Raw genomic sequence first — 26326 nt, forward strand, 5'->3', positions numbered from 1 at the left:
ATCGTATGAATGAAATATTTAGAAAAATCTAGGCAAGTGCAAATACACTTGCCTTTCAGTTCCATATATCTTAGCATACTTTGTTGTAAAGTGAATTATATAGTAATTTTGCAAAAATAAAAAACAATATTCTTTGAGAATTGTTGTAAAAATGTAACAAAATATTTCTACAACATTGCCTTAAAGGGTTTGTCTCTCATTGAGCTAAAAATATACCATATAGATGCTTGTTTTCTTGCATCAATAGAATCTATACGGCTGTTTATAATAACACAAAGCCCACTCAATCGCAAATATCCTGTATTTATCTAACGACATGATGGGCAGATTGTGGTGTTTTTAAGATGAGTTTGATGCTTTTTTGGTCATGTTGCTAAAAAATTCATCGTTGGTCTTTGAGTCTTTTAGGCGATCAATCAAAAACTCAACGGCTTGCGAATCATCCATTGGTTGTAGCAGTTTTCTAAGCACCCAAACTCGTCTGAGCGTCTCTTCATCAAGCAGTCTTTCCTCACGGCGAGTGGATGACTTTTTGATGTTGATGGCAGGGAATATACGGCGTTCAGCAAGGTCTCGCTCAAGGGTGATTTCTTGGTTACCTGTGCCTTTAAACTCTTCAAAGATGACGCTGTCCATCTTTGAGCCTGTGTCAATTAGGGCGGTTGAGATGATGGTTAAACTGCCACCTTCTTCAATGTTGCGTGCCGCACCAAAAAAACGCTTAGGGCGTTCTAGGGCGTTGGCATCCACACCACCTGTTAGGACTTTACCACTTGAAGGAATGACAGTATTATAAGCACGAGCCAAACGGGTAATGCTATCTAATAGAATAACGACATCCTGCTTATGCTCGACCAAGCGTTTTGCTTTTTCGATGACCATTTCAGCGACTTGAATATGACGCTGTGGCGGTTCGTCAAAGGTAGAGGCGACCACCTCGCCACGCACGGTACGCTGCATTTCGGTAACCTCTTCAGGGCGTTCATCAATAAGCAATACGATTAGATAGCACTCTGGATGGTTTTTGGCGATGGCTTGGGCGACATTTTGTAGTAGTACTGTCTTACCTGCTTTAGGCGGAGCGACGATGATGGAACGCTGACCTTTGCCGATGGGGGCAATTAAGTCAATCAAGCGACCTGTTAGGTCTTCTGTTGTACCATTGCCTTGTTCTAGCGTTAGCTGTTTGGTGGGGAAAAGGGGGGTTAAGTTCTCAAAGATTAGCTTGTGGCGACTGCGGTCTGGCGTATCAAAGTTAATCTCACTCACCTTTAAAAGAGCAAAATAGCGTTCTTGTTCTTTGGGTGGGCGGATTTGCCCTGCGATGGAGTCGCCTGTTTGTAAGTTAAAACGGCGAATCTGACTTGGGCTGACATAGATGTCGTCAGGACCTGCCAGATATGAACCCTCTGATGACCGCAAAAAACCAAAACCGTCAGGCAAAATCTCTAGCACGCCATCTCCATAGATGGGCTCGCCATTGCGGGCGTGGGTTTTTAAGATGGCAAAAATGATGTCTTGTTTACGGCTGCGTGCCATGTTCTCAAGCCCCATTTGCTCGGCAATGGATAATAGCTCGGCAACGGACTTTCTTTTAAGTTCGGTTAGGTTCATGGGTAGGTCTTTGGGGATTTGTCATAAAAGAGATGGTCAAATAGTATGGCGACCAAAAAATATGAAAAGTATAGAGAATGTCGCTAGATGTGTGCGACTGGTGCATAATAATACGAGTTTTTTGTCATAAAATCAAGGGGCGAATAAAAAAAGACCTGCAAAAAGCAAGCCTTTCTTTTTTCTTTGGAAGTTTATAGATGCTTATCAAGCAAATCGGCAAGTTCTGATTTTGGACGACTGCCAACGATGGTATCTACTTTTTCGCCATTTTTAAAGACAAATAGGGTAGGAATACTACGAATGCCATAGCGTGCAGCAGTTTCTGGGTTGTCATCAACATTGACTTTAACGATGCTGACACGACCTTCATAGTCTGTCGCTAAGTCTTCTAGGGTTGGAGCGATGGCTTTGCATGGACCGCACCAAGGTGCCCAAAAATCTACAAGCACAGGATTTTTAGATTCTAAAACATCTTGGTTAAAGTTGGCGTCAGTGGTGTTAATGATAGACATAATTAAGCCCTTTTTTTGGGTGAATGTAAGTAGTAAATGGTGTGTATGGCAAATTTTTCAAGTTTGGTGGTTGCGAAATTTGCAATGCTTTTGGGTGCATACGATACTTGGATAATGCCAAGTATCGCAGTCATTGAATGTGCTATAATAACAAAAATCTACCAAAAAGGCAGTGTTTTTGCCATTAAATTTGTCAATAATCAACATTAACTTCACCAAACCAATCCTAATAATGTACCGATGAATCAAATTACTAAGAAGCATGACCGCCTAAGCGATGATAAAATCATTGCCATGAATGCCCAAGAGACGAGTTTTAATGACGGATTTTTTCAAGATTTTATTCAATCCATCACCGTTTATGAAGATGAAGATATTTGGGTGGGTAATAAGCCAGCGGGACTGCTGAGCGTTGATGGGCGAGTGCTGAAAGTTAGCCTACAATCACGGCTACTTAGGGTCTATCCAAACATCAAGCTGATTCATCGGCTGGATATGGATACCTCAGGGCTTATCATTTTTGCCAAACATGAGCAAGCCCAAAGCCATATCTCAAAGCAATTTATAGACCGCATTCCCACCAAAGAATATCAAGCGGTGGTGTTTGGTACGGTGCTAATGGATGATAAACAAGGCGTAATTGATGTGCCTGTGCGTTATGAACCAAGCACTAAGCCACGCCATATTGTTGATACCACATGGTCAAAAAATGCTCTGACGCATTATCAAGTACTGCATCATGAACTGCGTACTGACAACAAGGGCGATGTGTATCCTGTTACACGAGTTGCCCTAAAACCCATCACAGGGCGTAGTCATCAGCTACGAGTACACATGGTGCATATTGGTCATGTGATGATAGGCGACCCTATCTATGCTGAGAGCGTGGCCTTAGAGCTTGCTCCACGCCTAAACCTGCACGCCCACAAGCTTCGCCTAAAACACCCAGTGAACGGGGCGTGGATGAACTGGCAAAGTGAAGTGCCATTTTAATGGTGCGACTGATACAAATAAAACCCACATTCATGCGAGTTTTATTTGTATATGAACTTTTTATTTGTATATGGGCTGTAGTATCTGGGCGAACAAGTTTTATAATAGACCGCTGACTATTGCACTTTGATATAGTCTTTTGGCACGGCTACCTGTGCCACAAAAGACCATCACAGGGCTAGGTAGCTCACCTAGTATCTTGGCAAACTGCGTTACCATATCAAAAGACAAACTTTCTCCATCAATCGGTAAATGACGGTACGCCAACCCTGTGCTGTTGGCACTTTTTTCCAGTTCGTCTGCTGTCGGTTGATTGCTACATTCGTCATCAAAACGAAGATTGATGATGCTTTTAAAGCCAAGATTGGCAATAGCTTGGCATTGGCAAGGATAGATTTGTTTATATAGGGTGATGGTGTTGGTGTTCATGTTATTATCCGTATAAATGGTTGTCAAGCTATCAAAAGATGTGCCTATCTTAGCGAAGTTTTTACCATGATTCAATGTTAATTTCGCATAAGGTTATTCCAAAAAAATAAAAATTAGCAAAAATTTTATCAATTAGGAATAAAAGCTCGCCGACCAATATTACATACCACCCCAGTCATCGCCCTTGTATTTTAGAGTATCAAAGGCAAGTTTGGTGCTTAAAAATATCTTGCCAGACAGATTGTTTAATAAGTCGCTGTCTTTTAGAATGTCCATGACAGGACCTTTAACTTCAGCAAAATGCAGGCGTTTGCCTTGATTTTTGATTTCTTGATTAAAAGACAACAGCATCTCTTGTGCGGTTAAATCAATGTGATTAACCGCAGTCATGATAATGATGACATTACGGCAGTCTGGGTGTGCGTAGTAGAGCTTACGCAGGGTATCGTGAATGGTAATGGCGTTGCCAAAATATAGGCTTTCATCAATGCGTACCATCAGTAAATCATCAAAAGTAGTGGCCTTGTGCCGAGCAATGTCTCGAAAATGACCACTATCGCCAATTTGCCCAATGATGGCGATATTCACACGATGCGAGCGATAAATCATCAAAATAAAGCTCATCAAAAGACCGGCAATCAGCCCAATGTTCAACCCAAAGATAATCGCTGTAAAAAAACACAACACAAAGCAAATAGCGTCTGCCTTGCCGTGTTTTAGGGCGGATTTTAGGGTGCTGATATCCACCATGGAGATGACGGAGCTTACGATGATGGCAGAGAGAACCGCATAAGGCAAGCCTGTAAGGTATTGCCCAACAAATACCAAAATCATCAAAATGCCAATCGCACACACCACTGATGCAAAAGGTGTTTTTGCCCCCAGTCCTATATTTAAGCTGGTTCGAGAGATACCGCCTGCCACTGTAAAGCCACCCGATAGACTGCTGGCAATATTGGCAAAGCCAAGCCCTAGTAGCTCTTTATTGTTATCAAAGGGTTGTTCATGAATGCGGGCGTAGTTGCTAGCAACTGCTGAACTTGAGATGAAAGCCACCAATGCGATGAGCAGTGCTGACGGCAAAAGGTCAATCAAGACGCTAAAAGATAAGATGGGAACACTCAGCTTTGGTAATCCTGTGGGCAGCGGCTCAAGCAGTCGTAAATCTAAGGCTTGCCAGTTGAACTGATTTGCCAAGATGATGGACAGTATGGTGATGACAAAGACCGTCATTCGTTTGGCGAAATCTGCTTTGGACTTGGGTAGCCATGCCCATAGTATGCTAACATAGCGGTTTGCTAGCAAGATGATGAGCGTGCCAATGCCAAGTAATACGGTGCTTGATTTGAAGTGAAAATCACTTCCTTGTAGGTTGCCAATGATGTCAATAAGGCTACCACCGATGATGGGCAATCCTGTGATGTTTTTTATTTGGCTAATGACAATCAAGACTGCCGCCGCACTGACAAAGCCACTTGATACACCACGACTGACAAATTGCATGATCCAACCAATTCTAAACAAACTGGCAAAGCATAAAATCATACCAACCATCATCGCCAAAGTGATGGATAATGCCAGATATTCGGTTGTATTTGGGGTGTAGCCTGATAAGGCACTGGCGGTCATGATGGCGGTTACTGCCACCGGTCCGACCGCACTGACATTGCTTGAGCCGATATAGGCATAGACCAAAGTGGGGACGATGGAAGCGTATAACCCTATGATGGGCGGTAAGCCCGCTAAAGTAGCATAACCAAGACTTTGGGGAATGACAAGTACCGCCATCATTAAGCCTGCAATTAAGTCATTGTTGATGAGTTGTGGGCGTTGTTTTAGAGTATTAAACCAAGCAGGAATGATAAACATGACAAAAAAATAAGCCGTAAAAAATGCGACTTATTTTGGGGGATTTTTATGCACTTGTCAAAATTTTATTGTTTTATATGGTTTTTGTGTTATTTTTCGCCATAGATTTTGATGTTTTGGGCAAAAGCACAATTTTTTTGACGAGCAGCGATGAGCATTGCATCATGTTCACCATAAAGCCGAGCAAGAGTATTGGTGCGTGCAGTGCGAGCTGATGAACCAGAGCCTACGCCAAAACTGATGGTTGGATAAATACCACTATGACCGCCAGTAATACCGATACCGATTCCTGTTGATGATAATGAAATCTGCTGATTTTGGGTTTTTTCAGCAAGTATGCTAACACGAGCCACTTCACTTTGTAGGTAATGACAATCATGGGTAGTGTAGTTATTTGGGCTGATATATTGGGGTACAATGTTGGTGGTGGCACAGCCTGTCAAAGTTACGGCGAGTATTGTTAGAGTAATGCTTATTTTTCTCATGGTTGGTATTTTATATTTGTGGTTGGTTTTGATTACTCAAAAGGCGATAAGTGTTATTTGCTGAGTTGGCGGTAGTGACATCTATTTGGTTTAGATGGTTGGTTATTTACAGGTTAATATCCATTCAAGTTAATGTAGATGTTGTCCTGCACAGTTGGGGCTATTGGGGGCTCGACCTAATGCTGCCCATTCATCTGGTGTATAGGCGTGAATGGCGAGTGCGTGAATGCTACCGCCATTTGCCATCAAAAGTGGTTGAACTGCCAAATACACCATCTGATGTCTTGCCACCAAGCGTTTGTCAATAAAACCTTGACTGACTACCACTAGCTTAAAATGGCTTTCTTTGCCCTCAAAATAACCTGCGTGTTTGTGGCTTTCGTTCTCAAGCGACAGATGGGTGGGTAGTAGGGTTTGCATGGCTTGGATGATGGCATCTTGGGTGGGTGTGTTCATTATAACTCTTACTGATCGCAACAAAAGACGGTGGATAAAAGACAGTAGGTGCGTTTTTATGTCAATTCAATTATAATAAAAGCCAATCAAAATACAAGTACCAGCTACAAAAAAGCACAAAACTTCTCATGATTTTTAAAGGTAATCCCATGACAGATATGATTGATATTCCGCCACCGCCAGAGCCACCAGAAGATGATGAATGTTGCAACAGTGGTTGTGAGGAGATGTGTGTGTTTGAGATTTATCGTCGTGAAAAGTTGGAGTACGATGCCAAATACGATATGCTAACACGCACCACAAATGACAATCGCCATGACTAAGTTGGCTGATGAATATATAGATGTTGTCGTCATCGGAGCAGGGGCATCAGGATTGTTTTGTGCATTTCAGACTGCACTTTATGGTAAGCGAGTGCTGGTACTAGACCATGCCAATAAAGCAGGTAAAAAGATTCTCATGTCGGGCGGTGGGCGATGCAACTTCATCAATCGTCATGTGTCTGCTAATGAATTTATCGGTCAAAATCGCCACTTTGTCAAATCTGCCCTTAGTCGTTATACGAGTGATGATTTTATTAAATTGGTGGAAAAACATGGCATCACCTACCACGAAAAGGCACGAGGCGAGCTGTTTTGTGATAATTCGTCTAAAGATATTTTAAATCTACTGCTTAATGAATGTAGCACGGCAGGCGTGGAGATTCGCTTAAACACAGCAATACAAAACATTAAAAAAGACACTGATTGTGATGACTTTCATCTGAGCGTATCGACAAAAGCTGGTAAATCTTATGAGATTGGTTGCCGTTCGTTGGTGATTGCCACAGGAGGGTTGTCGATTCCAACTCTAGGGGCAAGTGGCTTTGGTTATCAAGTTGCCACGCAGTTTGGACATACGATTATGCCTACTCAGGCTTCACTTGTGCCATTTACCTTTACTGACCAGTTGGGTGAGTTGATGAAGACGCTAGCAGGACTTAGCCTTGAGGTTACTGCTTTTAATGATAAGGCGAGCTTTCAGTTACCCATGCTCTTTACTCATCGTGGGTTGTCAGGGCCTGCCATGCTACAGTTATCAAATTATTGGCAGTTGGGCGAGATGATTGGCATTGATTTGTTGCCATCTTGTGATGTATCGGAGTTGCTGATTACCGCCAAAAAGATGTGTCCAAAACAGCACATTCGTACCGTGCTTGCACTACATTTTCCAAAAAAGCTGTTAATGGTACTACAAGCCATCTTTTGGGAGAAATTTTGCGATATTGAGCTGGCTAATATTAAAGATAAGGACTTAATTGATATTGCTAAACGCATCAACGCATGGCAGATTAAGCCTTCAGGCACAGAAGGCTATCGTGTGGCGGAGGTTACTCGTGGTGGTGTGAGTACTGATGAGGTTAAGGGCAAGACAATGGAGAGCAAATTATGCAATAGGCTGTATTTTATTGGTGAAGTACTTGATGTAACAGGGCATTTGGGTGGTTTTAACTTCGCATGGGCTTGGGCGAGTGCTTATGTGTGTAGTGAGGCGATAGGAGTGGATTGGTGATGGTTACTAAGACCAAAAAGTAAATAACCACTGCAGATTTTATTGCCTAAGAAGTGCGTTTTTTTATTGCGTTGTTATGAGTGTTACTAAGTCGTTGACCGCCATACTTCCTGTCATATGGGGTGTGTCGGTGTGGTTTAAGGTGGTAAGCCTATCAAGAAAATCAGATTTTTGAATCAAATATGCCCCAAGGCTGATTAGATGGGGGTTTTCAAGTTGGCAATCAATCAGTTTAACATCTGCTTGTTTTGCCAATATCGTCATTGCCCAAAAAGCAATCTTGGAGGCATCGGTGCGAGTATGAAACATACTCTCGCCACAGAATATTGCCCCAAACTGCAAGCCATACAGTCCGCCAATCAGCTCACTGTCTTTTGGTACACCTTCCCAAATCTCTACGCTGATTGCCACACCAAGTTCATGTAAGCGTGCATAGGCATCTAGCATCTCATCGTTTATCCAAGTGTCGTTAGTATAGCTTCTTGGAGCTGCACAGGCACGCATAACTTGCCTAAAAGCAAGGTTGGTGCTGATTTGCCAAGCATTCTTTTTGGCGGTGCGAATGAGTGATTTTGTTGGGTAGAATTCATCTGGGTATAGCACACAGCGAGTGGGCGGACACCACCAACAAATAGGGTCGCCATCTGAATACCAAGGAAATACCCCTGTGCGGTAGGCATTGAGCAGGGTGGCGGTGGATAAGTCTGCCCCTGCACCCACAAAACCATTTTCATCAGCCATATCTACCACGCTATTAAAATCAAAGGCAGAGCGATCAGCAATGGCGTGTAAGTCAGTAAGGCTTGGGAGGTGCATGGAGGTCATTGTTGGGTTGGTTTGACTGGCGATATTAAGACTTTAAAATAATAACACAAAATTGGTGTGCTTAGAATCACTAAAAAGGCGAGTTAAAAACACGCCTTTTTTGGTTATTTGTTAGTGATTAAGATGTCGGTAATCACAAGCCATCTAGGTATTTTTCGGCATCAAGGGCTGCCATACAGCCTGTACCTGCCGATGTGATGGCTTGGCGGTAGATGTGGTCAGCAACATCACCTGCAGCAAACACCCCTGATACGCTGGTGGCAGTGGCATTACCATTTAGTCCACTGTTTACCACGATATAGCCATCTTTCATGGTGAGTTGACCATCAAAGATGGTAGTATTTGGCTTATGTCCGATGGCAACGAACATGCCCATTGCGTCTAGTTGCTTGGTAGTGCCATCAGTGTTTTCAATGATAACGCCTGTTACACCCATCTCGTCGCCTACGACTTCTTTGACGGAGCTGTTCCACTCAATAGAGATGTTGCCGTTTTTGACTTTCTCAAACAGTTGGTCTTGCATGATTTTTTCGGCACGCAGGCTATCACGGCGATGCACGAGTGTTACATGGCTTGCAATGTTAGATAGATACAATGCTTCTTCAACAGCAGTGTTGCCACCGCCAATGACGACCACTTTTTGATTTTTATAAAAAAATCCATCACAAGTAGCACAGGCTGATACCCCTTGCCCCATGAATTTGGCTTCGCTTTCTAATCCTAGATACTGAGCAGTTGCCCCTGTAGCGATGATGAGTGCATCACAAGTATAACTGCCACTGTCACCATTTAAAGTGAAGGGACGATTGGTTAAATCCACGCTAGAAATGTGGTCGTAGATGAGCTGTGTGCCAAAGCGTTCGGCATGTTCTTTCATTTCTTCGACCAGTGCTGTACCGGTCAGACCATGGCGACCACCTGGCCAATTATCAATCTCGGTGGTGGTGGTCAGTTGCCCGCCGACAGTCAAGCCAGTAATGATGACGGGATTGAGATTTGCACGAGCGGCATAGACGGCTGCTGAATAGCCAGCAGGACCTGAGCCTAGGATGATGAGTTGATGGTGTGCCATGATAATTCCAAATGAGCCAATATCTGAATAAATCCAATAAACCTTAAAAAGCGTTTTAAAGCAGTTTGCCAAAGTATAGGGGAGGTGGGACAAAAAAACAAGATGGAATCATGAAATTTGCTGATTTATTGGCAAAAATGAGCAAATGATACATTAGAACCTGCGTTGTTGGGGGTGTTGTGAGTGCTTTTGTAAAATGGTGTGAAATATTTTGCGATATCAAGCAGTTATCCTATATAATATCTGGTTTATTCATCTATCATCATTTTTTGCCATGAAAATAAATCAGCTGTTACAAAATGAGTCCATCAATCAACTCTTAGGTAGGTTGCCTTTGGTACAGCGTCTGCTGTTTAGTGTGGTTGGTATGGCAATCTTGGCATTTTTGTTCATCTCTTTGTTGTCTTACAACCCAACCGATCCTGCATGGTCGCATATGGGTAGTAGCCAAGAGGTTAGCAATGTGGGCGGTCGTTTGGGGGCCTGGCTTTCTGATATTTTATTGTCATTTTTTGGTTTTGGGGCGTGGTTTTTATTGCTTGTGCCAGCTTATGAACTTGCCAAGCTGTGGTGGGGTCGTAATTCTGTTGTATGGGTTTTGCGTGTATTGGCTTATGCGTTTTTGTTGGCGTGTATCAGTGGTATTGCCGCACAGCTAGGTGCATGGTGGCAAGACAAGGCGGCAGACTTTGGTGGTGTTTTAGGGTATGAGTTCATGGCATCGCTGTCAAGTGTGCTAGGCGTGCCAGTATCGGTGGGCTTTTTGGTGTTGATGGCATTGCTTGTGGCAACTTTAACCTTTGATATTCATTGGTTGTCTTTGTGGCGACAATTTCGCAATACCCCAAGTAATGATGACATGACAGATGAATCATCGCCACAGACAGACGAGGGTTGGGGTGATGATGAACTGATTATTAGTCAAGTAAAACCAAAAGTACCAGCCTATCAACCACATAATCACGAGGGGGCACTTGAGAGCTTCTTGGTAAATTCTGGGCTGCGTGATGAGCTACTGGCAAAAAAACAAGCCGAAGAGGAAGCGAAAAAACAAGAAGAAGCTAAAAAACAAGAAGAGATTCAAAAGCAGGCAGAGGCTCAAAAACAAGCCGAGTTTGCTGTACAAGACTATGGTAGTATCGATGGTATTGAGCAAACTCAAGATGAACAAGATGATGTTTTTGTTCAGGATGTGCAGATAGATTCTCAAGCTGGTGATGCGATGGATTCTCCATCTGATCCATTAGAGTATCAGCCTTATAATGATACAATCCATCAAGCCGATGATCAGCTTGACCGGCAAGACATTTATAGAAATAATGCTGATGCTGATGCTGTGGCAACAATTGAGCATATTGATTACAATGCTATTGGTGTCATAGAGCGGTCAGATGAACCCACCGCTTTTGGCGGAGTGGACATGGCTTCTTTGACCAGTTTACATGACACCCCTGATGACAAAGATGAATCAGAACCTGCCAAACCGTTGGTGAATAAAATGGCAGGCGTGGCGTCAGGTACGGTACGACCGAAGTCGCACGCCATGAGCGAGCTTGAATATCGCATGAGCCTAAGTCCTGTGCCATCTCTTGATATCTTGGATCCAAGATCTCAAAAAATCATCACCTATACGCAAGAAGAGTTGCAACAGCTTTCTGAGTTGCTAGAGATTAAAATGCAGGAATTTAATATTAAAGCCAGCGTTGTCTCGGCGATGGTTGGTCCTGTAGTAACTCGCTTTGAGGTGGATTTGGCACCAGGGGTTAAGGCAAGTCGTGTGATTAAAATTTCGCAGGATTTGGCACGCTCCATGCGAATGACTTCTTTGCGTGTGATTCCTGTGATTGCAGGCAAATCATACATCGGCATTGAAGTGCCAAATCGCAAACGCCAAATCGTTGGTTTGATTGAGTTGTTAGATACCAAAGAGTATCAAGATCCAGAAGCAGGCATTAGTATCGCCATTGGTGCAAGCATTAGCGGAAAACCGATTATTGCGGATCTTGCCAAAGCACCGCATATGCTGGTTGCTGGTACGACAGGCTCTGGTAAATCGGTACTGGTGAACTCATTTTTGATGTCCATGTTATTAAAATATACGCCAGATGAGTTAAAACTGGTGCTGATCGACCCAAAACAGCTTGAGCTTGCCAACTATGCTGACATTCCGCATCTGCTTACGCCTGTGATTACCGATATGACAGAGGCAACCGCTGCATTGAACTGGTGTGTTACTGAGATGGAGCATCGCTATCGACTGATGAGTAAGTTGCGTGTGCGTAATATTGCTGCTTTTAACCAAAAAATCATCGAAGCTGAAAGACTGGGCGAGCCTATCTTAGATCCATTATGGAGTGCGTCCGAGCATATAAGTGGTACTGTGCCACGCCAAAAGCCGCTACCAAAAATTGTCGTTGTGGCAGATGAATTTGCTGATATGATCATGCAGTTAGGCAAAACTGCTGAAGAGCCGATTGTTCGCCTTGCCCAAAAATCTCGAGCTGCAGGCATTCATCTGATTTTGGCGACACAGCGACCTGTGGCGACGGTTGTTACCGGTCTTATCAAGTCCAACATTCCTGTGCGTGTTGCTTTGCGTGTCAACTCGGCAACAGACAGTCGCATCATCATCGAGGAGTCTGGTGCTGAGAATATGCTTGGACATGGTGATATGATGTTTTTAGCACCTGGTGCGATTGAGACAGAGCGTGTACACGGAGCGTATGTTAAAGACGATGAGGTCAATCGTGTTACTGATGCTTGGCGTGAGCGAGGTGTGCCAGATTATATTGACCTTAGCCAAAGTTATACTTTTGAAGGTGAAGGGTCTGGCGATAGTGGCAGCGGCATTGATGATGAGTATTTTGATTTGGCGGTGGCACACATTTTGGATACTCGCAAGGTTTCTATCTCTGCATTACAGCGTAAATTTAGCATCGGCTATAACCGTGCTGCTCGCATCGTGGATATGATGGAGGAGCGAGGTGTGGTAAGTGCTGCTGATAATACCGGCAAACGCCAAATTCTCATGTAGTGCTATCTGTATGCACAAATGCAGTCCCATCGTAAATAAGTGTTGTGGTTGGCTGACCTTTGTGATTAAAAATTTTTTGGGCGGTCTTGATAAATAAAAGGTTGGTTTGGAGTAAGGATGGATTTGCAAGGTTATTTACCGCTCATTGTGGTGCTTGGTGTGGCTGGGTTTTTACTTGGCAATATATTTGCCTTAAAGCCGAAGGCAGGAGAGGTGCGAGTGGCGGATTTTCGTCTGCTAGCAAGAACATATGGCTTTAACCCTAAATTGATTCCTAGACCAGATTGGCTGCCCACCAGAGTACAACAACACAGTCATCATGCTCCAAAAAATGATTTGGTGGTCAGTTATGGTGTTGTTTGTGATGAGTGGCGATTGTCTTTTGTGCGACTGATTGTCAAAGATGGTAAGTGGTGCGTGGTGGATGCTGACAAGGGGATTCTTTATGATAAAGCCGATGGCGTGACACTTCCAGTAGAGATAATGAGCCACGCTTTAGGACTACAGGTTAAAGCGAACAGTGTTGTGCTGTATTGGCAAGATGTTCATTATCAATCATCAAGAGGGGTACAAAAACTAGATAAAAAGCTAGCCCAAGCTGACTTACAAACACTCAAGCAAGCCCTGCTAGATTTTGGCAATCAACTCAATCAGCGTGCATGATAGATAAGATATCAAAACATAGATAATCAAAACCTAAAAGACCAACAGCAATTAGGATAAGCGATACAAATTACGCTGCCATCTTGTCATGATGGGGAATTGTGTGTTATTTTATAAAAAACGATACTTGGGCATCGTGCCCACAGATAAACGCTTAATTTTAAACACATCATCAAGCCAAGACAGTTTGGTTTATTTTATAAAAAAGTTTAAAAGGTAACTCATGGCATCATCCACCAAAAAAACCACAAAATCCAGTCAGACCGCCCCAAAAGTCTCTTCCAAAGGTAAATCACTGGTTATTGTGGAGTCGCCCGCCAAAGCCAAAACAATCAATAAGTATCTGGGCAATGATTTTATTGTGCGTTCTAGCGTGGGTCATGTGCGAGATTTGCCTGTAAGTGGTACAGATAAGACCAAAAAAACCAAAAGCGATGAGACAGGATTGTCTCGTGAAGAAAAGTCGCAGCGAGCCTTGGTTAGACGCATGGGGGTGGATCCAGAGCATGATTGGGCGGCGGTCTATGAGATTTTGCCCAACAAAACCAAAGTAATCAAAGAGCTAAAAGCACTGGCTAAAGATGCAGATGCCATCTACCTAGCAACCGACTTGGACCGAGAAGGAGAAGCGATTGCGTGGCATCTAAAAGAAGTCATCGGCGGTAGTGATGACAAATACAGTCGTGTGGTGTTCAACGAAATTACTAAAGCTGCTGTACAAAACGCCTTTGAACGCCCAGACAAGCTGAATATTGACCGTGTTAACGCTCAGCAGGCAAGACGCTTTTTGGATCGTGTGGTCGGCTTTATGGTATCGCCGTTGCTGTGGGCGAAGGTGGCTCGTGGATTGTCAGCAGGGCGTGTCCAAAGCGTGGCAACTCGTCTGGTGGTTGAGCGAGAGCGAGAAATTCGTGCCTTTGTTCCTGTGGAATATTGGGAGATTCATACCAATAATCAGGCAGGTGGCGAGACTTTGCGATTAGAGGCAGTCAAGCATCAAGGTAAGACCTTAAAACTTGCCAATGAAGATGAGACGACCGCCATCGTTAATCTGCTATCTTGTGCCGACTTTACCGTCTCTGCCATTGAAGAAAAACCTACGCAATCAAAGGCATCTGCACCGTTCATCACATCAACTTTGCAGCAGGCAGCAAGTACTCGCTTAGGCTTTAGCGTCAAAAAAACGATGATTTTGGCTCAGCGTTTGTATGAAGCAGGTTTTATTACCTATATGCGTACTGACTCAACTTTTTTGAGCCAAGATGCGTTGATGGCAGTGCGTGGCTATATCCAAGAGAATTTTGGGTCGGCATATCTGCCAGACAAGCCTAATTTTTATAGCAATAAGCAAAATGCTCAAGAGGCACACGAAGCGATTCGTCCTTCTAATGTCGCCATCAAAGCAAGCCAACTGACGGCGATGGAAAGAGACGCTCAGCGTCTATATGAGCTGATTTGGCGACAATTCGTGGCGTGTCAGATGACGCCTGCTCGCTATCGTTCGGTAAATCTACTGGTGGACGCCGGCGGTGTGGAACTAAAAGCAAAAGGGCGAACGCTTGTTTTTGATGGCTACACCAAAGTTCAGCCACCTGCCAAAAGTGATGATGTGTTGTTGCCAAATGTGCAAGTAGGTGAAAAACTGCCACTCATCAACATTGAACCCAGTCAGCATTTCACCAAGCCACCTGCTAGATATTCTGAAGCCAGTTTGGTTAAAGAGCTTGAAAGTCGTGGTATTGGGCGACCATCAACTTATGCGTCCATCATTTCTACCATTCAAGAGCGTGGCTATGTCCGCCTTGAAAATAAACGCCTATATGCCGAAAAGATGGGTGATATTGTTACTGAAAGATTGATTGAGAGTTTTCCTGATTTGATGGACTATGCGTTCACTGCAGGATTAGAAGATAAACTTGATGAAGTGGCTCAGGGTCATCAAGACTGGAAGGTGGTGCTTGATGCGTTCTATGGTGATTTTAAGGGCAAACTAGATACTGCCAAAGGCAAAGACGGCATGCGTCCGAACAATCCAACTAATATTCCAGATGTACATTGTGATTTGTGTAGTCGTCCTATGCAGATTCGCACGGGGTCAACAGGGGTGTTTTTGGGCTGTACAGGCTATAATCTACCCCCTAAAGAACGCTGTAAAGGCACAAAAAATCTCATGCCAACATCGGCACTTATCTTTGATGCTGATGATGAATCAGCAGAGGTCAATGCTCTGATGGAGAAAAAACGCTGTCCTAAATGTAATGCGGCGATGGAGAGCTATATTGTTGATGGCGGTCGTAAGTTACATATTTGTGGCAATAACCCTGACTGTGATGGCTATGTACTTGAACATGGTGTTTTTGAAGTGGCTGGTGCGGATAATAATCAAGCGGCACCGACCATTGACTGCGATAAATGTGATGGGCATATGACGCTAAAGACAGGGCGTTTTGGGGCATATTTTGCGTGCAATCAATGCGATAATACCAGAAAGGTGTTAAAAAATGGTGAAGCGGCTCCGCCACGCATGACGGCGATTAGTATGCCAAACCTGCGTTCTCAAAAATTTGATGATCATTATGTGTTGCGTGAAGGAGCGGCGGGACTGTTTTTGGCAGCAAGTAAATTCCCAAAAATCCGTGAAACCCGTCCGCCAAAATTAAGTGAGCTTCGCCCCATCAAAGATGAGCTTGAGCCAAAATTTGCTTATCTGTTTGACGCTCCTGATGTTGATGATGTAGGCAACCCAACCATTCTTCGCTGGTCTCGCAAAAATGCTGAACAATATATCGGTTCAGAAAAAGATGGCAAGGCAACTCGCTTTGCTTTGGTGTGGCGTGATGGCAAGTGGGTACAAGATTAATCATCATCTATCAAGATAACCTACCAAAGATGTTTTGTCCAAGACGGTCAAGCATAATAAAAAACCAACAAAAAGCCAATCTGTTCTGATTGGCTTTTTGTTTTATTGGGCTATCGGCTTACTGTCTTTATACCAAAATCTCATATCTTTTAGGTAATGGGGATAAAAAATAAGACAACCTAATGATTGTCTTATTGTGATGCTATTTTTTAGGATTTTTGAAAAAGATATAAACAAAATGAGGCGGTAACCTCAAAATTATTTTGGGTTTTTAGGGTGGTTTTTTTGTCTAATTTGGCCTTGTAGGTGTAGGGAGTCATGTCTATCAAATCAGATAGACTTTGGCTGTCCAAGCATAGCGGTGCGTCAATCTGCCACTCATCAATCAGCGTAAACTCTGGCGATAATTCTGCGATAAATTTGGTGGGCTCATGTAGATTGACACGCTCAAACAACTGCTGACGCATGGCGTACAGATGGTGTGGGGCGGGCGTAGCGATGAGTAAATAACCGTTTGGTTTTAGCACTCTTGCCATCTGACTTTTTGGTAAAGGGCTAAACAGACTTGTGCAAATATCCATGCTTTCATCTGCTACAGGCAACACTGCACCTGTACCCACCACCCAGTTGATATACTTACCTACTGCTTGGTTTTTATAAGTTTTTGAAGCGGTGATGATGGCTGTTTTGGCGATGTCAAGTCCGATGACTTGACGCTCATGATTGGCAAAAACGCTAGTATAGTAGCCCTCGCCACAGCCGATGTCTAGCACACGATTGGGTGCAAGTTCATTGATGATTTTTCCCACTTTATCTCTTAATGGTTCATAAAATCCACCTGACAAAAAGCGTCTGCGTGCCTGCACAGACTCTGGCGTATCGCCTGCGGTATGACTGTTTTTGTGCTGAACCACATGTAAGTTAACATAGCCGTCCTTGCTGATGTCATAGCAATGACCCTGATGGCAAATATAACTGTTGGTTTTTAAAATAAGATCGGTACGGCAAATGGGGCAATTTAGCATAAGGTGGCTCATACTGGCAAACAAGAACGATTTTACCCTTTTTGTGGGCGTAGTCAAGCGTGTATAGCGTCTTTGAGTGTGCCGCAAAAACGCCAAATCAATGTGGTATTCGCTAGCATATTACTCGGCAAGTGCGTCCGCTCCTTTTGCTCCACCGCTGATAATCGTGGTAGGTTTGGCAGGCAAACTATTGATGGCTTGGCAAAGACTCTTATAATCATCAAGGCCTTGTGAGCCGATGATGGCAAGGTTCATTTTGCTCCTGGTGTTTTTTGCTAATCAGTGCGTAAAGCATTGATACTTTAACTTATACTTGAGTCTTGAAAAATTACCGTTTTCAAAGAATCTTTAATTTGCTTTTCTAATATTTTACTTTGCTCAAACAAATCACCCAGAGTTTGTTCAAAATCTTGCATTTTGGCATTGAATTCACTCTCGCTAATATCCACATAGTCAATTTTAATATCAAAATATTGCCCCGCACTTAGACTGCAATTTTTACTGGCAATTTCATCATAACTCACCACCACACTAAAATCTTCTACTGCTTGTTTATTGGCAAAAGTTTCACAAATTTTATTTTCTTCATCAATGCTAAGTACCGTTTTTTGATTTTTGCCATCTTTGATTTTTTCGCCCAAATTGGACGCATCAATCAAAATCACTTTATCTTTATTGCTTTTATCCAAAAATAAAATAGACACATTGGTGCCAGTGTTCGCAAAAATATTAGACGGCATAGACACTACGCCAGCTAGCATTCTATTTTTTACCAAATATTCACGGATTTTTTTATCAATACCACTTTGGGCGGTAATAAAGCCAGTTGGCAATACAATCGCCGCTTTTCCTGTGTCTTTTAGGCTAGCGATAATATGCTGAATAAATAGCTGATAAATCTCCATTTTATTCTTGTTTTTTGTCTTAGTTTTCGGAATCCCTGCAAAAAACCGTTCTTTATTTTCTTTGCTGTCTAGTTGCTCTCTAAAATCACTAAAATCCAATTTAAAGGGTGGATTAGACACAATGAAATCAAACTTTTTAAGCCCGCCATTTTCTTTATGCTGTGGATTTAATACAGTATTACCTTGAATGACATTGCCAATAGAATGGGGTAGATTATTTAGAATCAAATTTAAACGCAATAAATTGGACGATTTTTGGGAAATATCTTGGGTATAAATTGCACATTTATCCTCGCCAATGATATGCGCCACACTCATCAAAAGAGAACCAGAACCTGCGGACGGGTCATAGACACTTTGACTTTTTAATTGCCCTCTTTGGTCGTATGGCACAAGGATTTGTGCCATAATTGACGCAACGGCATTTGGCGTATAATATTCGGCATATTTTCCGCCTGAATTACTGTTATAATCTTTGATAAGATATTCAAAAATATCGGCATAAAAATCATATTTTTGATTAAAAATATGTTCAAAACTAAATCCACTAATTTTACCTATAATCGCACGGCAAAAATCATCTCGTTTGCTTGGGTCGGAAATATATTGGCTTAATCGCTCAAATAACACTACTTTTGCACCGCCATCGGTTTTTACAGCGTATAATTCGGCATTCTTAGTCGCAATATCAAATAGCGTATCATCAAATAAATTGGCAAAGCCCGCTTCATTTTGGCGAACGGATAAATAAGAAATGAGATGGTGCGGCTTTAAAATTGCTGTATTGGGTAATTGTAGATACAATAGCTCCTGTTCATCATCGCTCATTTGGGTATAATAAGCCTGCCAGTCGTTACCATAGTTTGCCAATGTTTTATCAATGGCTTTAACATCATAAGCAAATTTATCATTAAGATATTTGTACAAAAATACTTGGGTAATGATTTTAAATTCATTACCATCATTGCCCAATCCAAAATTAGCACAAATGGTTTTTAGACTGTCAATCATTTGATGGGTTTTTACTTTTAGGTCGGTCATTTTATTTTCTCCAAAATTTTTAAACTATCTTTATCAATTCCCATTGATGTTAATTTGACATTCGGTAGCGTTGGAAAATCATTATCAATTAAATCAATAATCTTTTTATGCCACTGATAATGCAAAGTATATTGAGAAACCAAATACCAAATTACGATAATTCTTGCAAACAGTCGTTCTTGCTGATGTTTTTGTAATTGAAATTGCTTAAAATAATCAGCGTTTAACTGATTGATTGGATTGTATTTTCTATTCCAAATACGGCTATGATGAGCAGATTGATTTCTAATGATATTGATTTGTTCAAGCCAATTTTTTAAAACTCTTTGATTGTTAATATTAAATTGCCTAGCAATCAGTTTTTGATAACGCCCCTTTAACAAAGAATAATATTTTGACAGCATACCAAAATCCCAAGTTTCAATTACCACCCAAAAAGGCAAAGGTTTATTTGTTGTATTATGCCATATCACAAAATCATCACGACTTTTGTTGATTTTATCATTTAGTTTGTTTTTCCATTCTTGATAAGAAGTCATATATTTTGGGTCAATGTATTGGCTATCCAAATAAGCCAATGGGTCAAAACGAGCCATTTCGTGAGCAATAATAGAACGCAAATTAATTTCTAGTCGCTCTATTGCGTCCAATAATAGAATGCGTAATTTTTTATCAAAAATATAAAGCTGATACACTTGATGAAAGTCGGTATTTGGCAAAAAATCATCACTCAATGTGTTATCTACATTTGGCTTACGGCAAATATGCCAAAATCCAGACAGGCGATAATAGCCAACTTGGGTGAGTTTTTTGAGAGTGTAATCGGTATCGGTCATTTGCATTTGACGCAGACGAAGCAAATCAACCAATTCGTGATATTCTTTAAAAGGTTTGGTTGGGGGGTTAGCTTGGGTCATTATAAAAAATCATAGACAAAACAAGGGGCTAGTATGATTGCCCACCCAAAAAAGAGTAAACAAACAGAGACTAACCCACGATTAAGATCATTATAACACAAATTGTGTATCCGAGCAACCACTAAGCGTTGCCTTGTCCATCACCAATCCCCACCTGCCCATTCATCAGCATTGGTAATAAAAAATCTCGTAATTGGGTGAGTTGCTGGTTTTGAATAGAATTATTTTTAATTTTTTCAAAAAAATACTTTATCTTTAAATGGTATTCTTTTAATAAATCCAACTTAGGATATAAGACAATAATACTCTCAAAATCCGCCTTATTCATATTTGCAAATGTATTGCCAGTTTTTGCCTTACCTTTTACAAAAAAGTCATTTAAAGCAAAATACAAAAAATACATATTATAATCATTATTAAAAACAATTGAGTTAATTTGTTGATTTGTTTGAGACCTTTCTGTGCTAAAACCAATCAAACCAATTGTTGCAATACAAGATACACACAAACTATCTTTTGGAATATATTTTTTGCTTTGGCTATTAGCCCCTAATATTGATAATTTTTGTTCTACATTAACAATAAAAGCATTATTCCTAATATCGCCTATTGTAATAAACGGAATATCATTACCAAAATTATTTTCATTTTGAGTTGAGGGCGTTTTGCCTGTAATAATATTTTGTTCAATATCCCCCAATTTCTTAACCCCCCAACCCTTAGGAATTTCCCTTTTTAACACTTCATTATAAATCATCTCTCCGCCAGACGATTGATAGGGTTTGCCATTTTCATCAGGAAAATCAAACTGCACAAACCAATAATCATAAATCGTTTTTGCCATCTGCTCTAGTTGGACATTGATTTGATTGTTTAGGGCGATTTTTTGGTCTAATTGGGATAGAATTTTGGCAATAGATTGTTGGGTTTTTAGGTTTGGAATGGATAATTCCATCATATCAAAAGTTGATAAATTGATAGAACCAAAAACTGAACCTTGACTTTTAACTTGTAGATTTCTAACATAATTTTTTAAAATGTAATACAAAAAATCTTCGTTAATAATATCTTTTTTCGCTCTTAATCCAAAACAGGATTGATTAAAAGCCATTGGTTTTCCAATTTGTGATAAAGCTCCAACTGTTCCTCTTGCTGAAATAATTGTATCACCTATATTCAATATCTTTGTACTACTTTCTTTTAATCCTTTTTCGGTAATTGTTTTTTCTGAATGATAAACAAATCTATCATCATTATTAAAATCCGCAACTGATAGCCAACCAATATTACCATTCCAATATTCATTATTATTTGTTGCTGGTGTACCGCCACTAATAATATCAATAATATTACTTAATTTAACCACTTTCATTACAATTCCTCCAATCTATTCGCCATATATTCTTTGACCAATAATCCATTGATTTGGTTAATAAGTGGTGCGGTAATGTTCAGTGATTTTTCTTTAAATTCCCCAATCAAAATCGCCCCTGATTGTTTGCTAAAATAAGCCTCATTATCCAGCATTTGCTCCAAATTTAATACTTTTTCGTCAAGCCCCTCTTTGGTATTTAATAACACTTCACGCAGGGCGAGTTTATCGGTGTTTAGCGTTGGCAATATATTTTGTTCGTTTAGGCGTTTTTCTATTCGCACATATTTTTTATCGCCATTGTATTTGGTACGGATTAGCTCATTTTGGCGATTTAATTCTTTCATTTGTTTGTATAAATCATCAAGCAATGAAATGTTTTCGCTCATTTGTTCTTGCCCAACTTCGGATAGGTTTTTCTTGGCAAAAATGCGTTCTAGCTCCTCTTTTAGAGCGATAAATTTTGGGTCTTCTTGGTCAAAATTATCATTAAAAACGCCTTGTGTGCGAACAAAACTGTCTTTTAAATCTTCGGCAAGACGCAGTTCATTTTCGCCCACTTTCACAAAGCTAAAATACACATCTTCCAATGCCAAATTGAGTAGATTGCTATTATCGCCTTGTTCTAATTTTTCTTTTAGGTTTAATAAATCAATGCGATTAGCGGTCTCTTTATACAAATCATTTAATTTATCAAAATCCAGTAAAGACAATTTGTCATAATCGCCTTGAAAACGAATGATATTATAAAGCTGTCTGGATAATTCAAGGGATTTTTTGAGTGTGTGTAATGTGTCTTTATTGTCTATTTGATTGATTTGCTGACTAAAAATCTCGGCATTGTCCGTATCATAATCCGCCAATGTATTTTTGATAAAATGAATGTCGGCGATAATTTCATCGTCATTTTTAAACATTTGTGAATAATGGGTAAAGTCATCGCCAAGCTCACTTTGCAATTCATCAAAATAGGCTTTATTGGTTTTGTCAAATTCTTTACTAATATCAGCAAAATCTACAATATAGCCGTATTTATAGTCTTTATAAGTGCGATTAACCCGTGTAATGGCTTGTAATAAATTATGCTCTTTGATAATCCGCCCAAAATACAGTTTTTTTAGGCGTGGTGCGTCAAATCCTGTTAAAAGCATATTATAGACAAACAGAATGTCTATCTTACCTGCTTTATAGTCATCAACCCGATCTTTGCGAGTGGATTTATCGCCAATATCATGCAAGATTAACGCACAAGTATGTTTGCTTGCATATTTTTGATTAAATAACTCAAACATCATTTTGGCTTGTTCGCTACTATCGCAAATAACCATTGCTCCAAGTGTGTCATCATTATTGAGTTGACGAAAACGCACAAAATCCTTAATAATATAATCCAACATTGGCTCTACAAATCGTCTGTGAGCATAGACTTGTTTTTTATCAAAACTACCTTGTTCTATTTGCCACTGTTTTATGGCTTCTTGCATTTGCTCTTTAAATTGGCTTTCAATATTTTCACGAATGAGCCTCAGTGTATAACCATCTGCAATAGAATCATTATAATAATATTTATGAATATAATCGCCAAACAGTTTTTTGGACGATGAATTACCCAACAATGGCGTGCCTGTTAAGCCAATTTTTATGGCATTTTTATCTGACTGGGTCAAATTTGCCAAAAAAGACCCTGTGGGATTATAACTTCTATGCACTTCGTCCAAAAAATAAATGCGTTGTATGTTTAGATTATAATCATTTTGACTGGTTGCTTTGGCATCATCGGCAAATTTTTGGATATTCACCACGGTAATTTCATTTTTGCCTTGATGATTATGGCTAATATCGGATTTAATAGAACGAGTAAATTCATCTTTTGAATCTACTGTATGCACAAGTAGCCCACGAGCGGTAAATTCTTTTTTGGCTTGTTCTAATAAATCCAATCTATCCACAATAAAATAAAATTTTGGCACAATATGTTGTTTGGCATAATAATCGGTCAAATGACGCACATTATAAAAACTAAGTGCAGTTTTTCCACTGCCTTGTGTATGCCAAATAATACCGCTTTTTTTACCTTGTTCTAAGGCGTGTTTAATGGCAAAAGAGGCAAATACTTGCGGATAACGCATAATGTGTTTTTGATAAGGGGTATTACCACTATGATTTTGCACATAAGCAATGCTATAGCGAAGCATGAATGCCAATCTCTCACGGCTTAATAACTGCGTACATAATTGATTGGTGGGCGTATCGGCTGATTGGTTGGCAATAAACTCTTTATTATGCAATAAAGCAGGTTCATTTACATCTTTTAAGATCGTGATTTTGTCATCAGTGGTCAGATCAGATAAAATTGAAGCGGTATTTTGAGCAAACGGTTTGTCTTCTTTAAAAAAATGAAGGGTGATTTGGGTATTGGGTGTGCTATAAAATGCTCCTGTTAATTGGCTTTCTGGCATATTATTGGAACATAAAATTAGTTGGGTAATATTCATAAATGATTTAAAGCGTTGGTTTTTGATACGCTCATTCATTCTGTGTTGTTCTGCCAAAATGCCTTGTTGATTATTTGGTTTTTTGACCTCAATAAATATTAGCGGCAAGCCGTTAATCAGTAGGGTAATATCAGGGCGAAATTCATCATCGCCATTTTGATAAGTTAATTCGGTTACTACATTAAATTGATTATTATGAAAATTATCAAAATCTATGAGTTTTGGGCGGTCAATGCTAGATGATTGGTCAATTAAGCGTTCATAAAACACTTTGCCCAAATCATCATAATTTAACTCCAAATAAATATCCATCAATACTCTATCTATATCGCTATCTTGTAGATTGAGTGTTGGGTTTATTTTGTCAATGGATTGCTTGAAAATATCCGTAAAAATATTGCTCTTTTTATCCCAAACGGCATCTTTTAAAGACAGATATTGATAGCCGAGTCGCATTAAATGCAAAATGGCAGGGATTTTAACACGGGTGTTTTCATTAAAAATTTGGGACATTGTGTGGCTCGCTTAATCATCAGTGTTACTTTGGAACACTTTTATTTAATATCACATTTGTTTGTACCAAACATCAAATCAATGCTCTCTAGTCGCCCTAAATTCCACTTCAGGATACCGCTCTTGCATGAGCTGTAAATTGACACGGCTTGGGGCAAGGTAAGTCAAATAACCACCACCGTCCACCGACAGCTGGTCGTGAGCCTTTTTCTTGAATTTCTCAAACGCCACTTTATCATCACAATGTACCCAACGCACCGTTGCGATAGAAATCGGCTCAAACGCACATTGTACTTTGTATTCTTCAGCCAAGCGATGAGCCACTACTTCAAATTGTAGCACGCCTACCGCACCCAAAATAAGGTCGTTGTTGATTTGGGGCATAAATACTTGTGTTGCTCCTTCTTCGGAGAGCTGTTGCAAGCCTTTTTGTAATTGCTTGGATTTTAGGGGGTCTTTTAGCACCACACGGCGGAATAGTTCAGGAGCGAAGTGTGGAATGCCTGTAAAATTTAAGGTCTCGCTACTGGTGAAACTATCGCCAATCTGGATTGTGCCGTGATTGTGCAGACCGATAATATCGCCTGCGTATGCTTCTTCTAGGCTTTCACGGTCGCCTGCTAGGAACATCAATGCGTCCGAGACACGCACCTCTTTGCCAATGCGTACATGATTCATTTTCATGCCTCTTTCGTATTTGCCAGAGCAAATTCGCATAAAGGCGATACGGTCTCGGTGTTTGGGGTCCATGTTGGCTTGAATTTTAAAGACAAAGCCTGTAAAACTTGGCTCATCGGCACGAACAATTCTCTCTACAGCGGTATGGTCTTTTGGGGCTGGAGCATATTTGGTTAGGGTATCTAGCACCATATTGACGCCAAAGTTACCCAGTGCTGTACCAAATAGCACTGGCGTTTGTCGTCCTGCCAAAAACTCCGCTTCGTCCCAATCACCGAATGCCATTTCAGCAAGCTCTACTCCCTCAACAAACTCATTCCACAAAAGCTCACCCAGACGGTTTTTGATACTGTCGTGGTTATAACCGTCCAAACTTTCAATGGCGGTGATTTGTGTGCCAAAGCCTTTTTTATAAAGATAAGTTTTGCCGTCCAAAAAGCTGTACACACCGACAAAATCCTGCCCCATGCCAATAGGATAGCAAAATGGCACGCATTTGATTTTTAGTACGCTTTCAATCTCATCAAGCAAGGCAAGTGGATTTTGGATTTCACGGTCCAGCTTATTAACAAAGCTGATGATCGGTGTGTCTCGCATGCGACAGACTTCCATCAGCTTGATGGTGCGTTCTTCCACACCTTTTGCCCCATCAATGACCATCAAGGCAGAGTCTACAGCCGTCAGCGTGCGATAGGTGTCTTCACTAAAATCAGCGTGTCCGGGTGTATCTAGTAAATTTACCATGCAATCAGCATAAGGAAACTGCATGACCGATGTGGTGATAGAGATACCACGCTCTTGTTCCATGCTCATCCAGTCTGAGGTAGCGTGTTTGTCGGTTTTGCGAGATTTGACCTCGCCTGCACTTTGAATGACCTGTCCCCACAATAGCAGTTTTTCGGTCATTGTGGTCTTACCTGCGTCAGGGTGACTAATAATAGCAAAAGTGCGTCGTTGTTGGATCTGTTCTAGTGTTTTTTTCATAAAAATTACCAAAAAAATAATGCGATTGATTTG

At 40.9% G+C, this 26326-nt stretch carries 21 protein-coding genes and 1 pseudogene; 7 read left to right on the plus strand and 15 right to left on the minus strand.

Annotated features, from left to right (window positions below):
* Nucleotides 1–339: 339 nt before the first annotated feature.
* Nucleotides 340–1614 carry a transcription termination factor Rho gene (gene rho, locus LU276_RS01100; RefSeq protein ID WP_284673870.1) on the minus strand — a complete coding sequence of 425 codons (1275 nt, stop codon included), beginning with the start codon at nt 1612–1614 and terminating at the stop codon, nt 340–342.
* Nucleotides 1615–1805: 191 nt separating this feature from the next.
* On the minus strand, nt 1806–2126 hold the full coding sequence (trxA, locus tag LU276_RS01105; protein WP_284673871.1) for a thioredoxin: 321 nt from the start codon (nt 2124–2126) through the stop codon (nt 1806–1808).
* Between the two features lie 45 nt (nt 2127–2171).
* Between trxA and LU276_RS01110 the strand changes: the two genes are divergently transcribed.
* Nucleotides 2172–2336 carry a hypothetical protein gene (locus LU276_RS01110; protein ID WP_284673872.1) on the plus strand — a complete coding sequence of 55 codons (165 nt, stop codon included), beginning with the start codon at nt 2172–2174 and terminating at the stop codon, nt 2334–2336.
* Between the two features lie 30 nt (nt 2337–2366).
* Nucleotides 2367–3119, plus strand: a complete 753-nt coding sequence (locus LU276_RS01115) for an RluA family pseudouridine synthase (protein WP_284673873.1) — start codon at nt 2367–2369, stop codon at nt 3117–3119.
* Nucleotides 3120–3218: 99 nt separating this feature from the next.
* Here LU276_RS01115 and LU276_RS01120 read toward each other — a convergent pair whose 3' ends face one another.
* The 4 genes from LU276_RS01120 to LU276_RS01135 form a co-directional block, all read right to left on the minus strand.
* On the minus strand, nt 3219–3548 hold the full coding sequence (locus LU276_RS01120) for a protein tyrosine phosphatase family protein (protein ID WP_284673874.1): 330 nt from the start codon (nt 3546–3548) through the stop codon (nt 3219–3221).
* 159 nt (nt 3549–3707) lie between these two features.
* Nucleotides 3708–5417 (minus strand): SulP family inorganic anion transporter, encoded by a 1710-nt coding sequence (locus LU276_RS01125; RefSeq protein ID WP_284673875.1) that lies wholly within the window; start codon nt 5415–5417, stop codon nt 3708–3710.
* Between the two features lie 89 nt (nt 5418–5506).
* Nucleotides 5507–5902 carry a hypothetical protein gene (locus LU276_RS01130; RefSeq protein ID WP_284673876.1) on the minus strand — a complete coding sequence of 132 codons (396 nt, stop codon included), beginning with the start codon at nt 5900–5902 and terminating at the stop codon, nt 5507–5509.
* Nucleotides 5903–6031: 129 nt separating this feature from the next.
* Nucleotides 6032–6358 (minus strand): BolA family protein, encoded by a 327-nt coding sequence (locus LU276_RS01135; RefSeq protein WP_284673877.1) that lies wholly within the window; start codon nt 6356–6358, stop codon nt 6032–6034.
* Between the two features lie 149 nt (nt 6359–6507).
* Here LU276_RS01135 and LU276_RS01140 point away from each other — a divergent pair, with 149 nt between their 5' ends.
* Together LU276_RS01140 and LU276_RS01145 are read left to right on the plus strand one after the other, a co-directional pair.
* Complete coding sequence (locus LU276_RS01140; protein WP_284673878.1) at nt 6508–6681, plus strand: oxidoreductase-like domain-containing protein; 174 nt, start codon at nt 6508–6510, stop codon at nt 6679–6681.
* Nucleotides 6674–7909 (plus strand): BaiN/RdsA family NAD(P)/FAD-dependent oxidoreductase, encoded by a 1236-nt coding sequence (locus tag LU276_RS01145; protein ID WP_284673879.1) that lies wholly within the window; start codon nt 6674–6676, stop codon nt 7907–7909. Before LU276_RS01140 ends, LU276_RS01145 begins: the two co-directional genes overlap by 8 nt.
* A 63-nt stretch (nt 7910–7972) precedes the next feature.
* Here the strand turns inward: LU276_RS01145 and aat are convergent, their stop codons facing one another.
* Together aat and trxB are read right to left on the minus strand one after the other, a co-directional pair.
* On the minus strand, nt 7973–8725 hold the full coding sequence (aat, locus tag LU276_RS01150; protein WP_284673880.1) for a leucyl/phenylalanyl-tRNA--protein transferase: 753 nt from the start codon (nt 8723–8725) through the stop codon (nt 7973–7975).
* A 142-nt stretch (nt 8726–8867) separates the two neighbouring features.
* Nucleotides 8868–9809 carry a thioredoxin-disulfide reductase gene (gene trxB / locus LU276_RS01155; protein ID WP_284674541.1) on the minus strand — a complete coding sequence of 314 codons (942 nt, stop codon included), beginning with the start codon at nt 9807–9809 and terminating at the stop codon, nt 8868–8870.
* Nucleotides 9810–10167: 358 nt separating this feature from the next.
* Here trxB and LU276_RS01160 point away from each other — a divergent pair.
* The 3 genes and pseudogenes from LU276_RS01160 to topA all read left to right on the plus strand — a co-directional run.
* Nucleotides 10168–12840: pseudogene (locus tag LU276_RS01160) on the plus strand (DNA translocase FtsK); the annotation flags it as partial.
* A gap of 117 nt (nt 12841–12957) precedes the next feature.
* Nucleotides 12958–13503: a hypothetical protein gene (locus LU276_RS01165; RefSeq protein ID WP_284673881.1), complete on the plus strand. Its 546-nt coding sequence runs from the start codon at nt 12958–12960 to the stop codon at nt 13501–13503.
* A 223-nt stretch (nt 13504–13726) separates the two neighbouring features.
* Nucleotides 13727–16363: a type I DNA topoisomerase gene (gene topA, locus LU276_RS01170; RefSeq protein WP_284673882.1), complete on the plus strand. Its 2637-nt coding sequence runs from the start codon at nt 13727–13729 to the stop codon at nt 16361–16363.
* A gap of 209 nt (nt 16364–16572) precedes the next feature.
* Here the strand turns inward: topA and LU276_RS01175 are convergent, their stop codons facing one another.
* The 7 genes from LU276_RS01175 to LU276_RS01205 form a co-directional block, all read right to left on the minus strand.
* Entirely contained in the window at nt 16573–17388 is an 816-nt protein-coding gene (locus tag LU276_RS01175; protein ID WP_418001271.1) for a methyltransferase domain-containing protein, read from the minus strand.
* Nucleotides 17389–17508: 120 nt separating this feature from the next.
* Nucleotides 17509–17643, minus strand: a complete 135-nt coding sequence (locus LU276_RS01180) for a hypothetical protein (RefSeq protein WP_284673883.1) — start codon at nt 17641–17643, stop codon at nt 17509–17511.
* A gap of 47 nt (nt 17644–17690) precedes the next feature.
* Nucleotides 17691–19334, minus strand: coding sequence for an HsdM family class I SAM-dependent methyltransferase (locus LU276_RS01185; RefSeq protein ID WP_284673884.1), 1644 nt, complete (start codon nt 19332–19334; stop codon nt 17691–17693).
* On the minus strand, nt 19331–20251 hold the full coding sequence (locus LU276_RS01190) for an Abi family protein (RefSeq protein WP_284673885.1): 921 nt from the start codon (nt 20249–20251) through the stop codon (nt 19331–19333). The genes LU276_RS01185 and LU276_RS01190 overlap by 4 nt, the downstream gene beginning before the upstream one ends.
* 121 nt (nt 20252–20372) lie before the next feature.
* Nucleotides 20373–21623, minus strand: a complete 1251-nt coding sequence (locus LU276_RS01195) for a restriction endonuclease subunit S (RefSeq protein ID WP_284673886.1) — start codon at nt 21621–21623, stop codon at nt 20373–20375.
* The gene (locus LU276_RS01200) at nt 21623–24631 is read right to left on the minus strand and encodes a type I restriction endonuclease subunit R (protein WP_284673887.1); all 3009 of its coding nucleotides are present in this window, start codon (nt 24629–24631) and stop codon (nt 21623–21625) included. Before LU276_RS01200 ends, LU276_RS01195 begins: the two co-directional genes overlap by 1 nt.
* Before the next feature lie 78 nt (nt 24632–24709).
* Nucleotides 24710–26293: a peptide chain release factor 3 gene (locus LU276_RS01205; protein WP_284673888.1), complete on the minus strand. Its 1584-nt coding sequence runs from the start codon at nt 26291–26293 to the stop codon at nt 24710–24712.
* Nucleotides 26294–26326: the final 33 nt, after the last annotated feature.

Source organism: Moraxella haemolytica, from assembly GCF_030177935.1.
GTDB classification, from domain to species: domain Bacteria; phylum Pseudomonadota; class Gammaproteobacteria; order Pseudomonadales; family Moraxellaceae; genus Moraxella; species Moraxella haemolytica.